10 protein-coding genes are annotated in these 14442 nt (G+C 41.4%); 5 read left to right on the top strand and 5 right to left on the bottom strand.

Annotated features, from left to right (window positions below; translation table 11 throughout):
- Positions 1 to 265: 265 nt before the first annotated feature.
- The 4 genes from HADU_RS00440 to HADU_RS00425 form a co-directional block, all read right to left on the bottom strand.
- Complete coding sequence (locus HADU_RS00440) at positions 266 to 1372, bottom strand: alpha-hydroxy acid oxidase (protein ID WP_008302027.1); 1107 nt, start codon at positions 1370 to 1372, stop codon at positions 266 to 268.
- A complete protein-coding gene (locus HADU_RS00435; RefSeq protein ID WP_008302025.1) occupies positions 1372 to 2055 on the bottom strand; it encodes a Fe2+-dependent dioxygenase in 684 nt (227 codons plus the stop codon). The genes HADU_RS00440 and HADU_RS00435 overlap by 1 nt, the downstream gene beginning before the upstream one ends.
- Before the next feature lie 79 nt (positions 2056 to 2134).
- A complete protein-coding gene (locus tag HADU_RS00430) occupies positions 2135 to 4390 on the bottom strand; it encodes a catecholate siderophore receptor Fiu (RefSeq protein WP_008302023.1) in 2256 nt (751 codons plus the stop codon).
- 413 nt (positions 4391 to 4803) lie between these two features.
- Positions 4804 to 7089, bottom strand: a complete 2286-nt coding sequence (locus HADU_RS00425; protein ID WP_004813207.1) for a TonB-dependent receptor — start codon at positions 7087 to 7089, stop codon at positions 4804 to 4806.
- 502 nt (positions 7090 to 7591) lie between these two features.
- Between HADU_RS00425 and tig the strand changes: the two genes are divergently transcribed.
- The 4 genes from tig to HADU_RS00405 all read left to right on the top strand — a co-directional run bounded on the left by tig (position 7592) and on the right by HADU_RS00405 (position 11942).
- Entirely contained in the window at positions 7592 to 8923 is a 1332-nt protein-coding gene (gene tig / locus HADU_RS00420; protein WP_004813205.1) for a trigger factor, read from the top strand.
- 195 nt (positions 8924 to 9118) lie between these two features.
- Positions 9119 to 9724: an ATP-dependent Clp endopeptidase proteolytic subunit ClpP gene (gene clpP, locus HADU_RS00415; RefSeq protein ID WP_004813202.1), complete on the top strand. Its 606-nt coding sequence runs from the start codon at positions 9119 to 9121 to the stop codon at positions 9722 to 9724.
- Positions 9725 to 9753: 29 nt separating this feature from the next.
- Positions 9754 to 11064, top strand: a complete 1311-nt coding sequence (clpX, locus tag HADU_RS00410) for an ATP-dependent protease ATP-binding subunit ClpX (protein ID WP_005220905.1) — start codon at positions 9754 to 9756, stop codon at positions 11062 to 11064.
- A 164-nt stretch (positions 11065 to 11228) separates the two neighbouring features.
- A complete protein-coding gene (locus HADU_RS00405; RefSeq protein ID WP_008302018.1) occupies positions 11229 to 11942 on the top strand; it encodes a DUF2846 domain-containing protein in 714 nt (237 codons plus the stop codon).
- 68 nt (positions 11943 to 12010) lie between these two features.
- Here the strand turns inward: HADU_RS00405 and HADU_RS00400 are convergent, their stop codons facing one another.
- Positions 12011 to 13537 carry a fumarate hydratase gene (locus tag HADU_RS00400; RefSeq protein WP_008302017.1) on the bottom strand — a complete coding sequence of 509 codons (1527 nt, stop codon included), beginning with the start codon at positions 13535 to 13537 and terminating at the stop codon, positions 12011 to 12013.
- Between the two features lie 657 nt (positions 13538 to 14194).
- On the opposite strand from HADU_RS00400, the gene HADU_RS00395 reads away from it, so the two are divergent.
- Positions 14195 to 14434: a DUF2171 domain-containing protein gene (locus tag HADU_RS00395; RefSeq protein WP_008302015.1), complete on the top strand. Its 240-nt coding sequence runs from the start codon at positions 14195 to 14197 to the stop codon at positions 14432 to 14434.
- Positions 14435 to 14442 lie beyond the last annotated feature (8 nt).

The following is a 14442-nucleotide window of genomic DNA, read 5'->3' as shown; positions in this document are numbered from 1 at the left end:
TTGTTATCGTTGCTATCCTTTCTGAATTGATATTGGCGATGAATAAAATTTAATCAATTTTAAAAATAGATGAAAGGGTTAGAGGGTGGAGGATTAACTCTATGTTTTTGTTATAAATTGATAAAATATAGGTCTAGTTTAGTTTTAATTGATAATAATTATCGAGATATAAAATATTTAGGATTGTCTTAAATAATAGTTCAAGAAGTAGAACATAGCACTTCCGACTTCTTGAAACTTCATCTTTATTTTCAAATAAATATCATCATTCAATTCTATTCAATACACAGCCCGGCTGAATTTCAGCTACTGTGGCTGTTCCCATTAGCGCCATGGTGATTTCAAATTCTTCTTTGAGGATTTTAATCACATGTGCTACGCCTAAAGCTCCGGCAGTCGCCAGTCCATAAATATAAGGACGGCCAATCAGCACCGCAGAAGCACCTAAGGCAATCGCCTTGAATACATCAGATCCACGGCGAATACCGCCATCATAAAGCAGAGGAAAATCTGCTGGTACCACCTTTTTAATCAGTTGTAGGGCAATCAGTGGAGAAATACAGGTATCTAGTACCCGGCCGCCATGATTGGAAATGATCAGGCCTTTTACCCCATGCTGAATCGCCAGCTGGGCATCCTGAGGATGCACGATGCCTTTTAGAATGACCGGTAAATAGGTCTGCTTTACCATCCAGGCAATATCTTCCCAGGTCGGAGCAATTTTCATCAGCCCATGAAAGACCGGATGATCACCTTCTTTTAATTCTGGCAGGGGAATATGTGCTGGTGTATGCGGGTGCTGCATGTCTTTCGGTAAATGGAAAAAGACACGACGTTCACGATCACGGATGCCGGTATGTGGTGAATCCACGGTAATTACCAGCGCCGTATAATGGTGTGCTTCAGCCATTTTCACCAAAGCCAAAGATTTTTCCCGATCACCTTGCCAGTAAAGCTGGAACCATTTGCGAGGATTATCCTGCTTGAGTGCCCGCATATCGGTATTAGTAAAAGTGCTGAGAATGATATTGCTGCCCATGACTTCTGCAGCAAGCGCTGAAGCTGCTTCAGCCTCAAGATGAAATTGTTGCTGGTGTCCAATCGGTGCCAGGAAAATCGGATGCGGAAATTTCTGTCCAAAAATTTCAATTTCAGTACTGCCTTGACTCAGGTCTTTCAACATTCGAGGTAATAACTGAATATCCTGAAACTGCTGTAAATTATCCCGGACACTGACTTCATCCATAGAACCACCTTGCAGATAATCCCAGACCATACTGGACAGATGTTTTTTTGCCTCCATTTCATAATCGGCAATGGTTTGTAAGTAGGCGGGAATCTGGGTCAGTGGTGCGATTGGATCCTGCGACATTACAAGTCACCCCATTGACGAATCAGGTTGTGGTAATGATGGGTCAGCTGCAGGACTTCTTCCGTATCGCCAATTTGCTGACGCAGTTTGATAATGGTCATATCCAGATCAAATAGCATGCTGCGTTTGGCATCTTCGCGAACCATACTCTGAATCCAGGTGACAGCTGCTATACGTTTGCCTTGAGTCACCGGTTCAACCCGATGCAGACTGGTCGATGGATAGACAATCACATCACCAGCGTCCAGTTTCACTTCATGGCAACCATATTGGTCTTCAACGACCAGCTCGCCACCTTCATATTCATCGATTTCAGATAAAAATAAAGTCAGTGACACATCGGTACGAATAGCCTGTCCAAGTAGGGATGAATAATGAATGGCATTATCCACATGATTGCCATAGGTGCCTGAATCCTGATAGCAGTTAAACAGGGGCGGCAGGATATGTTTCGGCAGGGCAGCAGAGGTAATTAAATGATGACTTTTCAGTGCCTGTAAAATAATCGGGCTAATCTGCTGATACAGAACAGAAGAAGAATCCAGCTGCAGGTTCTTTTTGATTTTCTGTGCCTGACTCCCGGCACTGAGTTGTCCATTCATCCAGTGTTCTGAGCGATCCAATTGCTGTCTCAGTTCGGCAACTTGTGCTTTGCTTAATACTGCCGGGATATGTAACATCATTTTAAAAGCATTCCTGCAATTGAAAATATCGTGCATTCAAGAGAATACACGATATTGATAGATAGAGATAAAAGCTGAATTAAAATTTATAGTTCAGAGTTAAAGCTGCTGAACGTGGTTGACCCAGGATCATACGGCCACCCCCGTTATTCAGTGTGCTGATGTACTCTTTATCTGTCAGGTTATAGACATTCAGGTTTAAAGAAGCACGGTCATTAAAGGTATATCCGGCCATGGCATCAAATACCACATAGCTTGGAATGCTTGGCATATTGGCTGTTGCAGTACTATCGGTAATCACACGTTTTTGCTCATCCACATACCGCGCGCCCAGACCCAGTTTTAAACCAGAAATGTTATAAGTGGTCCATAGGGAAGCCGTCCATTCAGGTGACCAGCGCACGCTATTGGTCTGGGTTATTGCCCCTGTATTGGCATTGACACTGAGCTGGTCTTTTTGCTCGGTTTTCATATGGGCTACGCCAGCTGAAATATTCCAGGCATCGGTAATTTTACCGACAGCACCCAGCTCGGCTCCCTTAACCACAGTTTTACCTTCCTGAATAGACTCGCGGGTAATCGGGTCTTGAGTGAACTGGTTTTCATTTTCGGTACGGTATACCGCAGCATTTAAAGCCAGGTTACCCTCCAGTAAATCCCATTTGGTCCCGATTTCATAATGATGGGTTTCTTGAGGATCAGCAGCCGAGCTGTTTGCTCCTGTAGTTGAAAGGCTAAAATTGTTGCTACCTGGAGGTGTCAGGGACTTGGCATAAGAGGCATAGACACTGCTATAGGCTGTGGGCTTATATAAACCAGCAAGCTTCCAGCTGAATAAAGTATCATGTGCTTTTAAATCTGTTCTAGTTTCAGTCACTGCCAAGGTATTGCTGTCGGTTGAGTAACCCAATGCATCGTAATTGGTATCATAATAGTCGATACGGACTCCACCGTTTAACTGGAAGCGTTCACCAAACTTGAGCGTATCAAAAAGATAAGCTGCCGCCGTCTGGGTTTCGCCATCAGAATATGCACCCGTATAAACAGGGTCCGGTAGATTCTGGTGACGGTCAGGATGATATAGATTCGCAGGTGGGGTGCTGTTGCTTGGTTGTCCCGGCATTTGTGTAGCCAGCGTTCTAGAATATTGCCGCTCTTTTAATAGCTCTACGCCAGCGACCATATCATGTTCTACTGAACCAGTTTTGACATTCCAGTTGATCGTACTCTGATTAGCTAGAATTTTATTTTCCTGATCTACCCCTTGTCGCGAACGGCTGACTGTCCAGTCTTGAGGATTAGTAGAGTCGTTTCTTGAAATCGTATTAATCCCTGTCAATGTGCGCTGCATCTGGGTATTGCCCAGACGGGTAATATTGGTAAATTTCAGATTTTCAGCCCAGTCACTTTCGATTTTGGCTGTAAACATGTCAGCATCAATATCTTCATGGTCATCTGCGTGACCATAATAATTTTCACGATCTACTTTAGCTGCATTGGCAATCAGCGGGTCTGCATTCCAGAAACCTTTCATGCCAATAGTCGGAATACCGCCATCCGGGATATTACGCTGACGAATATGTTGTGAGTAAAGATATAAACGAGTATCACTATCCAGGCCAAAGGCAATGGAAGGAGCAATAGCCCAACCTTTATTTTCGATATAATCGCGTCCTTCCACACCGCCATCTTGTCCCATCGCATTCAGGCGAATGGCGATGCTGTCATTAATGACCTGATTAATGTCGGTAGCAAGGCGTGTATGTTCTGCCGTGTTATAGGTTGCAGACACTTCACGGCTGTTTTCCAGATGAGGCAGCTTGCTGACCAGATTCACATAACCGGATGCTGTACCACGTCCACCTTCGGCACCCGCAGGGCCTTTTACGACTTCTACCTGTTCCAGGTTAAATACATCACGACTCACAGCGCCGAGGTCACGAATGCCATCCAGATAGGTAGAGCTTTGAGTTGAAAAGCCGCGCATCTGGAAGGCATCGCCAGCACTGGTATTGCCATTTTCACCCAGTTGCAGGGTAATTCCTGGTGTATTACGCAGAGCTTCAACCAAGGTAGTCGCACCTTGTTCTTTTAATAAATTTTTGTTGATAATCGAAACAGTTTGTGGCGTATCTACCAAAGCTTGGCTAGATTTAACAGAGCTTAATTGATCTACTTTATATTCACTTACAGTTTTGTTTTTAACCGTAATTTCTGGAAGCTGAATAACTCCTTCCTTGGTGGTGTTATCCGCATGAGTGATCAGTGGCAAAGTTGCAGCAAGTGCGACCAATGAAGTCTTGTAATGATGTTTTCGGCTTTTGATATGCGCCATGTGACAGAATTCCTGAATTGAATAATATTTCCCTTACCACCTTGATATGCTCGAGTTCATCAAATAGCAGCAACTATGGAGTTATTGTTATGGTCCTTAACAATTTTGCGAATTGTAGTGATAATAATTATCATTAACAATATTCAATTAAGTCATTCTTATGAATTTATGGATGAAATTACTGTTTAATATTCAAACTTTAATCTGGGATTTCTATTAAGAAAAATTTCAAAATAAACTTATTTTTCAGTTTTTTACCTAAGATTAAAAAAATGTAATTATTTTCTATTTAAAGCTTTTTATCAAAAGGTGCGTAAATAGAACTAAATCTAGATTTAAAGTTTTATATCTTTCAGAAAATAAAAATAGCCTCACGAATGAGGCTATTTTTTGATGAGGGAAGAAGCTAAAACTTAGTATTTAAAGTTCAGAGAAAGAACTGCGTTACGGCCTTCTGCTTCAGTTGCATAGTGAGATGCATAAGCTTTAGTGAAATAACGTTCATCAGTCAGATTGTTTACATTCAACTGCAGGTCAACATTTTGATTCACGTTATAACGCGCCATTGCATCGTAGCGAACATAACCTGGAACGTATCTGGTGTTGTCGGCATTACCGTAAACTTTATCCATGGCAACTGCACCCGCACCAACTGTGAAAGCAGGGGTTAGATCATAAGTCGTCCAAAGAGTTGCAGAATTTTTCGCAACATTCTGAACCTGGTTACCATCATTGGTACCTGCACCATCATCGACAATTTCACTGTCTAGATAAGTATAACCAGCAGATACAGCCCATTTGTCAGTGATATTGCCGTTCGCTCCAAGTTCAAAACCGTCCACACGTGTTTCACCAATATTACGGGTAAAACCGTCGGTATCAGTAGCGCGAGTATTGGTTTTTTCAGTACGGAAAATAGCAGCCGTTAGATTTAATTTATCATTAAATAAATCCCACTTTGTGCCAAGTTCCATGGTGCGAACTTCCTCAGGTTTAAGGTTGTTCATGGCCTGAGCTTGTGCTTCAGTGGTATTACGTCCAGGTACAGAAAGTCCTTCTGAACCATCAGCAGCGTCTACACCCACTGGGTTGGCAGAAGTTGCATAGCTTGCATAAATACTGCCATTCTCAGTTGGCTTAAATGTTAGACCTGCCTGGTAATTAAAGAAATCATCATTAGTACCAAATTTTGTTCCAGCTGGAATTAAACTACTGCCAGAGCCTGACTCTTTGTTGTAGACCTGCTCAGTATCAAATTTATCCCAACGCACACCAAGATCTAACAGCCATTGAGGGTTAATCTCAATGTTATCTAAGAAATACACCGATGTATTTTTAGTGGTTGTAGTAGAAATTGCACGATTTGCAGAAGTTGAACCTAACCAGGGATCATTTGAGTTCGGGTTATCAGCACTCGTACACCAATAATTTGAGGTAGCATTGGTAAATGTATTACATGCTTTGCTTCCACTAAGGTTAGCCGGAAGAGTAGAGCTTGCCGCCTGCCCTAAATCTGTAAGTAAATAATTTCCTTTGTCAGATTCTTGCTTAGAATATTCAGTGCCTACATTAAAACTATGCTTTAGTGTACCCGTATTAAATTTACCGGTTAATGAAAGCTGATCGCTAAATGTATCTGTGTCAGTAATACGGGTATTTGCACGACGAACCACTTGTCCATTGGCAATATTTAATTTGGAATCATCTGGCTGAGTCCAGACATAATCATTTTTAGATCGACCATAAACAACCGTGTTACTAATGGTTAGATCATCTGTTAAATCGTGCTCTAACTTTAAAGTACCAATCTGGTTTTCCTGTTTCTGGAAGTCACGATCCAGCCAACCATAATAAATACCTTGTTTAGCATTGAGTGGTTTGCCTACAGCAGTTTGAGTTGCTGAATTCCAGTAAGGCACACCAGAATCTGGTGTATCATCAGATTTTAAGTAGTAATAGCTTAAAGTCCCACGAGTAGGGGTATCTAGACCAAAACTAATACTTGGCGCAATACCGGCACGTTTATATTCAGCACCGTCTTTTTGACCTGCTTTTTCGTTTTGATGCCCCATGATAGCCACACGCGCTGCAACACCGTTACCAAAATCTTTATTACCATCTAAGGTAATACGTGCGTAGCTGTCCGTGCCTCCAGCAACAGAACCTTCTAAAGAATCCCCTGCTTTGGCAACTTTAGAAATCATGTTAATGCTACCACCAGTGGTCCCTGCACCGCCCATAGCAGAAGCCGAACCTTTGGTGACTTCAACCTGCTCAACGGCAAACATTTCACGGTTTTGCGAAGTTGCACTACGAACTCCATCTACATACATTGAGCTTTCAGAGTTATAACCACGGATAAATGGACGATCACCATTCGGGTTGCCACCTTCACCGGCACCAAGGGTAATACCTGGTACAGTACGTAAAGCGTCAGCAAGAGTAGTAACTTGAGTATCCTCAATCAGTTGTTTAGAAATTACTGATACAGATTTAGGTGTATCCAGTAAGGGTGCAACAAATTTCTTATTTGCGGAATTATCTACTTTTAAACTTGGTGTCTGTCCAGCTTTAACTTCTTGATGAATAGTTTCGAGCTTGACCACATTTTCATCAGCCACAGCATTTACAGTTACAATCGAGAGGGAAGAGGCAATCGCCGATGAAACGAGTTTTTTACGTGATTTGATAAACGACATGTGGGAACCCGAAAAAAGCATAAAATTTATGTATGCGAATAATAATAATTCTTATTTAAATTAAGAATTACTTGTAGATAGGAAATGGAGATTTAAATAATTTTATTAATTGGTTTGATCAATGTTATAGTGTATCAAAATGTTTCTAAGTTAATGTATTTAAAATAAATCTGATTAATAGATTATTATCTTTACTTTTATTGAGATTATTAGAGTTCAAGAATTTTGAAGAAAAGATAAAGAAAAGTTTACTAAAAGTCCTATAAAAATCCATAAATGCAGAAGAATGGGATGATCTGTCCAGTTTGAGTAATCAATATATCTATTCTTATTTGAGGGAAGGGATATTTAATCAAAGAAAAATGAATTTGACTGAATAAATTTGATTATTACAGCATCAATAAAGACGATTAAAGTATTGTGTTTTGTATATCTGCAAATGTTGTCATATAATGTGGCACATTTTTATAAACCTGTTATTACCAAATATATAGAGGAAGCCATGCAAGTAACTTCTGAAGCGGTTTCGGGCGTTGCCCGTCGTTTAAATGTTTCTGTACCGACGAGCCGAATTAATGAGCAATTTGAAGCTCGTTTAAAACGCACTGCTAAAACTGCGAAGATCAACGGCTTCCGTCCTGGTAAAGTGCCTTTGAACGTTATTCGTCGTGAATACGGCGCTGGTATTTACCAAGAAGTTGTTAACGACATCATTCGCGATACAGTTTTTGAAGCAATCCAACAAGAGAAAATCAACGCTGTTGGTATGCCAAACATCGAAAAAACTGAAATGAAAGATGATGCTTTAGTTTATGAAGCAACTGTTGAAGTTTACCCAGAAGTTGAAGTGAATTTTGAAGGCCTTGAAGTTGAGCGCAACGAAGCTGAAGTAAACGACAAAGACGTTGAAAAGATGATCGAAAATCTTCAAAAACAACGTGCTGCTTGGGCTGAAACTAAAGGCATGGCGAAAAAAGACATGCAAGTAACTTTCGATTTCGAAGGTTCAGTTGATGGCGAAAAATTTGAAGGCGGTTCTGCAGAAGACTTTAAACTTGTTTTAGGTTCTGGTCGTATGATCCCTGGCTTCGAAGATGGCATCATCGGCATGAAGAAAGGCGAAGAGAAAGTTATCGATGTAACTTTCCCAGAAGACTACCAAGCTGAAAACCTTGCTGGTAAACAAGCTCAATTCAAAATCACTGTGAAACTTGTTGAAAAACAAAAACTTCCAGAGATTGATGCTGAATTCCTGAAAATTTTCGGTTTAACTGAAGAAGAAGGCGTTGAAAAACTGAAAGCTGACGTTCGTAAAAACATGGAACGTGAAGTGAAAAACGGTCTTCGCAACCAGGTGAAAGGCGCAACTTTTGATGCACTTGTAGCTGCAAACGAAGTTGAAATTCCAGCTTCAATGCTTGCTCAAGAAGTTGACCGTCAACGTCAACAAATGATCCAGCAGTTCACTCAACAGTTTGGTGCCCAAGGCGCGAAAGCATTTGATTCAAGCATGCTTCCAGATGAATTGTTCAAAGAACAAGCTGAAAAATCAGTGAAACTTGGCGTATTGGTAAGTAAAGTACTTGCTGACGCCAAAATCGAAGTTGATCAAGCACGTGTAGAAGCTTACATCGAAGACATGGCTTCTTCTTATGAAGATCCTGCTGAAGTGATTGAATACTTTAAAAACGACAAGCAACAACGTGCTCAAATCGAAGCAGTTGTTCTCGAAGACCAAGTTGTTGATCACATCCTAGCTGCTGCTAAAGTGACTGACACTAAGGTTAGCTATGAAGACCTATTAAAAGCTCAGCAAGCTCGCCAACAAGGCTAAGTTTAGCTGGTCACAAAAAAGGCGCTTTAAGCGCCTTTTTTTAATACTTTAGCTTTCTATGACCTAATCCGTTTTTCACAAAACTAATGCAAAAAATATCATGGAATTCATGGCGATTTTTTTGCAATTTAGATCATTATCCCTCATATTGTAATTATGGGTTAAGTCACAAAAAATTTAGGAATAAATAAACGTATGTATGTTCCAGCGATTGAAAACGCTTTAGTTCCAATGGTGGTAGAACAATCATCTCGTGGTGAGCGTTCTTTTGATATTTATTCACGTCTTTTACGTGAGCGGGTAATTTTCTTGACTGGTGAAGTTGAAGACAACATGGCCAACTTGATTGTTGCGCAAATGCTGTTTTTAGAAGCTGAAAATCCTGACAAGGATATTCATCTATATATTAACTCGCCAGGCGGTTCGGTGACTGCAGGTATGGCGATTTACGATACCATGCAATTCATTAAGCCGGATGTTGTGACTTATTGTATGGGTCAGGCTGCCTCAATGGGTGCATTTCTGCTAAATGCGGGCGCAAAAGGCAAACGTTATTGCCTTGAAAATGCCCGTGTCATGATTCACCAGCCATTGGGTGGTTTTAAGGGTCAGGCATCTGATATTGAAATCCATGCCCGTGAAATCCTGTTTATCAGAGAGCGTTTAAACCGTCTGATGGCAGAACACAGTGGCCAGGACTTTGATAAAGTCGCGCGTGATACTGACCGTGATAACTTCATGACTGCTCAGCAAGCGAAAGAATATGGTCTCGTGGACGAAGTTCTAACGAAACGTCCATAAGTTTGAAAGATTGAGATATTGGAGAGACTATGTCCGAACATACTCAAGGACAAAAGCATTGTTCATTCTGCGGTAAAACGCAGTCTGAAGTCGGCAAGCTGATTGCTGGCGAAGACGCCTACATCTGTAATGAATGTGTAGACGTATGCTTGGATCTGGTTCAGACCAGTCAACAGGTAGAAACCAATGACTGGGCGAATCGTCCTTTGCCGAAACCGCATGAGATCCGTGCGGCGCTAGATCAATATGTAATTGGTCAGGACGTAGCGAAAAAGACGTTATCTGTTGCAGTATATAACCATTACAAGCGTTTAAAAGTGCAGACCAATGGTAAAAAAGCTGATGACAGCGTTGAAATTGCCAAAAGTAATATTTTGCTGGTCGGTCCAACAGGCTCGGGTAAAACCTTACTGGCACAAACCCTTGCACGTCTTTTAGATGTACCTTTTGCGATGGCAGATGCAACGACCTTAACCGAAGCAGGTTATGTGGGCGAAGATGTTGAAAACATCGTACAGAAACTGCTGCAAAAAGCTGACTATGATGTCGAGAAAGCGCAAAAGGGTATTATCTATATCGATGAAATCGACAAGATTACCCGTAAGTCTGAAAACCCATCCATTACACGTGATGTATCGGGTGAAGGTGTACAGCAAGCGTTATTAAAAATGATCGAAGGTACGGTTGCTTCAATTCCACCACAAGGTGGCCGTAAGCACCCGCAGCAGGAATTCATTCAGATTGATACTTCAAATATCCTGTTTATCTGTGGTGGTGCATTCTCAGGACTTGAGAAAATTGTGCAGCAACGTCAGGAGAAGGGTGGTATCGGCTTTACTGCAGAAGTACGCAATAAAGAGGAAACCAAGAAGCTATCTGACCTGTTCCGCCAAGTCGAAGCAACTGACCTGGTGAAATTCGGTCTGATTCCAGAATTCATTGGCCGTCTGCCAGTGATCGCAACGCTGGATGAGCTGGATGAAGAAGCTTTGATGCAAATCCTGACTGAGCCAAAGAATGCTTTAACTCGTCAGTATAAGCATCTGTTCGATATGGAAAATGTAGACCTGGTCTTTGAAGATTCTGCATTACGCGCTGTGGCGAAAAAAGCCCTGGAACGTAATACAGGTGCACGTGGTCTGCGTTCTATTCTTGAGAACTCATTGCTTGAAACCATGTATGACCTGCCAAGCCGTACCGATGTTGGTACTGTGGTAGTGAGTGAGGCTGTGATCAATGGCGAGGCTAAACCGGAATTCCGCCCGGAACGTCAGGCCGCTATTGAACCGACTGCTACTCCCAAGGCTGACTTAAAGGTAGTAAATAGCAAGTCTGCTTAACTGCTGTTCGTCTGAAACGTGCGAAAATGAACTGTTTTCGCACGTTTTTTATTTTCAAAAATAAATCACAATGTTAATCTCGTTTCTTAGGCGTGGACGCCTGATCATTCATATAAATTTATAAAAATGTACATAAAATAATAAAGACGCAGTGAGGGATAAGCATGCGTGGAGCCGCAATTGTACTCATCAGCAGTTTAGCTTTAATGGGGTGTCATTCGAAGCACGCCGTTCAGGAACAGCAACTGACATCAACACTGAAAAATATCGATCTGAACAAAAAACCGGGTTTTGTCGAGCAGCATAAGGTAGGCATGTTCACGATTGGTGGATGGGTCAATCAAAAGCTGGGTCAACGTTTTTCACCAGTGAAGCCGCAGCATGAACAGGCGGCAATGGTTTACTTATATCGTCCAGATTCGAAATGGAACCGCCAGGAAATTGTGGCTGCCAGTATCTTTATCAATCAGGAACGTATTCCAAGTCTGTTGCATAATCATTATTACTGGGTTGAGCTGCCACCAGGTACGTATCGTCTGAGTACCAGCCGTCCGCTCGGTGCACTGCATTTCCAGAAACCGAAATATCTGGATTTTAGCGTGGAATCCGGCAAATCCTACTTCATTAAATATGATGAAGAAAATATAACGACTCGCCGTACAGCTACAGGTCCGCTAATGCTGATGCCTGAAACTGTTGGTTTAAATGAAATTGCATTTACCCAGCTTAAGTCGGATAGTTTTAATTTTGTTGCCCAAGATCAGGAAACGGGGAAAATTCGTAAAAAGGCACAGAAAATTGAAGCCATCGAATATAATCCGACTGAAGACGTACAACTGACTACCCCATTTAAGTTATGGGATCCGCGTACTTGGTAATTAAACTTTTATAGGAAAAGAGCGCAATAAAAAAGCACCCATCAAGGGTGCTTTTTTTGCAGATTAACTTAGCCTGCAGCAGCGTCAACTACTGGAATCTTGCCAATTTTAGCTTGCCAGATTTTTGGTGCAGTTGCGTGTACAGAAGTACCGTTTACGTCAACCGCAACAGATACAGGCATGTCTTTCACCACGAACTTGTAGATTGCTTCCATACCAAGGTCAGCAAATGCTACAACTTCAGCTTCACGAATGGCTTTCGATACCAAGTAAGCAGCACCACCCACAGCCATGAGGTAAGTTGCTTTGTTATCTTTGATGGCTTCAACAGCAGCAGGACCACGATCCGCTTTACCAATCATGCCAAACATGCCAGTTGCTTCAAGGACTTGACGTGTAAATTTATCCATACGTGTAGCCGTGGTTGGACCAGCAGGACCTACAACTTCGTCGCCTACTGGATCTACAGGACCTACGTAGTAGATGAACTTGCCTTTAAGATCGACAGGAAGCTCTTCACCGTTGTTCAACATATCAACCATACGTTTGTGAGCCGCGTCGCGACCTGTATAGATTGTACCGTTAAGAAGTAGGGTATCACCTGGTTTCCAAGCGTTCATTTCTTCTTGAGTAATCGTGTCTAGGTCAACACGTTTAGAAGAAGATGAATCCCAAGTAACAGAAGGATAGTCTTCAAGTTTCGGTGCAATAATGTTTGCAACACCTGAACCATCAAGCGTGAAGTGTGCGTGACGAGTTGCAGCACAGTTCGGAATCATGCCGACTGGCTTGCCCGCAGCGTGACATGGGTAATCTTTGATTTTGATGTCTAGAACAGTGGTTAAACCGCCAAGACCTTGTGCACCAATACCCAGAGCATTTACTTTTTCAAAGATTTCGATACGAAGTTCTTCAAGTTTATTTTGTGGACCACGACGAAGAAGTTCGTCCATGTTGATCTCTTCCATCAATGCTTCTTTTGCAAGCATCATGGCTTTTTCAGCAGTACCACCGATACCAATACCGAGCATACCTGGTGGACACCAGCCTGCACCCATCGTTGGAACAGTTTTTAGTACCCAATCCACGATTGAGTCAGATGGGTTAAGCATTGCCAGTTTAGATTTGTTTTCTGAGCCGCCACCTTTCGCTGCAACAGTGATGTCAACTTTATTACCAGGAACAAGTTTGTGGTAGATCACAGCAGGGGTGTTGTCTTTCGTATTCTTACGACCGAATGCAGGGTCAGCAAGTACAGACGCACGCAGGACATTAGAATTTTCTAGGTAACCTTGACGTACACCTTCGTTGATCGCATCGTCCAAGCTCATCGTTAAATCGAATTTAACGTCCATGCCCACTTCAACGAATACGTTTACGATACCGGTATCCTGGCAGATTGGGCGGTGGCCTTCTGCACACATACGAGAGTTAATTAAGATTTGCGCGATCGCATCTTTAGCCGCTTTGTTTTCTTCACGGTCATACGCACGACTCATCGCCTGGATGAAATCTTGTGGATGGTAGTAAGAAATGAACTGAAGCGCATCTTTAACCGATGTGATCAAGTCATCTTGCTTGATAATAGTTGTCATACAAAAATCTCTTGAGCGGGCTGATAGCTAGCGGGCTAAATTATATGACAAAACATAAAAGTTGTGGGACGTTTTACAGGGCTTTTGGGCGAAAGTTTAATGTGCGCTTATCTATCTAGAGATAAAGTCTATCGCGTCATAATTTGAATAAAAAATGTCATAATAACTGTCATATTTCATATTATAAAACTCAAAAAATAGTATTTATTTTTTTAAATATTTGAAATTTATAATTATTTTTAAAATAAAATACTTTGTATGTTGTCATATAACTGTCATAAAACTTTCGCATAATGCACACATCGAAACAAAGAGATCCTAAGACAATGGTTACAGGTATTTTGATGGCTAGCGGTTTTTGTGTATATATCGCGGCAACTTGGATGTACGGTCAAAAAGAAGATCAAGCCTAAGCTTAATCTTCTTTTTTTATGCCAAAAAATTTATAAAAATATTATTCCCATATTTCTCTAAACAGACAATCCCCTAAATCTTTCCATCAATTCGTTACGCTACTCACTTGTTGAAACACACTGTATTTTTATCATTACACTATTAACCCAGTAATACTCAAAGCCTGATAACCCTTACACACTGCTGAATTTTTATTGCCTAGACTGATTTCTCTCAACTTCTATTAATAATAGGGCAATTGTAATGAATACAGTAAATCCAAGTGACATCAAGGAACATGCATCAGTAATTGCTTCAGACGGAACACAAGTTGGAAAAGTGGACCATTTAGAAGGTCAAGATTCAATTAAATTAACAAGAAGTGATGACGAAAATAATGAGCATCATCTGATTCCGTTAAGCTGGGTCAGTGAAGTGAAAGGTGATCAGGTCATTTTGAATAAAGCGGCAGATGATGTCCGTAATGAATGGACGACGATGTAAGTCAAACT

The sequence above is a fragment of the Acinetobacter sp. HA genome, assembly GCF_000264725.1.
GTDB lineage: Bacteria > Pseudomonadota > Gammaproteobacteria > Pseudomonadales > Moraxellaceae > Acinetobacter > Acinetobacter schindleri.
The sequence above is the reverse complement of the archived record's forward strand: the minus strand, read 5'-3'. Positions and strand labels throughout refer to the sequence as shown.

Bases quoted from the DNA above. Each gene is read 5' to 3' on its own strand.
- HADU_RS00400 (WP_008302017.1), bottom strand. From the start codon at position 13,537: ATGACAACTATTATCAAGCAAGATGACTTGATCACATCGGTTAAAGAT.
- HADU_RS00440 (WP_008302027.1), bottom strand. From the start codon at position 1,372: ATGTCGCAGGATCCAATCGCACCACTGACCCAGATTCCCGCCTACTTA.
- tig (WP_004813205.1), top strand. From the start codon at position 7,592: ATGCAAGTAACTTCTGAAGCGGTTTCGGGCGTTGCCCGTCGTTTAAAT.
- HADU_RS00395 (WP_008302015.1), top strand. From the start codon at position 14,195: ATGAATACAGTAAATCCAAGTGACATCAAGGAACATGCATCAGTAATT.
- clpP (WP_004813202.1), top strand. From the start codon at position 9,119: ATGTATGTTCCAGCGATTGAAAACGCTTTAGTTCCAATGGTGGTAGAA.
- clpX (WP_005220905.1), top strand. From the start codon at position 9,754: ATGTCCGAACATACTCAAGGACAAAAGCATTGTTCATTCTGCGGTAAA.
- HADU_RS00425 (WP_004813207.1), bottom strand. From the start codon at position 7,089: ATGTCGTTTATCAAATCACGTAAAAAACTCGTTTCATCGGCGATTGCC.
- HADU_RS00405 (WP_008302018.1), top strand. From the start codon at position 11,229: ATGCGTGGAGCCGCAATTGTACTCATCAGCAGTTTAGCTTTAATGGGG.
- HADU_RS00435 (WP_008302025.1), bottom strand. From the start codon at position 2,055: ATGATGTTACATATCCCGGCAGTATTAAGCAAAGCACAAGTTGCCGAA.
- HADU_RS00430 (WP_008302023.1), bottom strand. From the start codon at position 4,390: ATGGCGCATATCAAAAGCCGAAAACATCATTACAAGACTTCATTGGTC.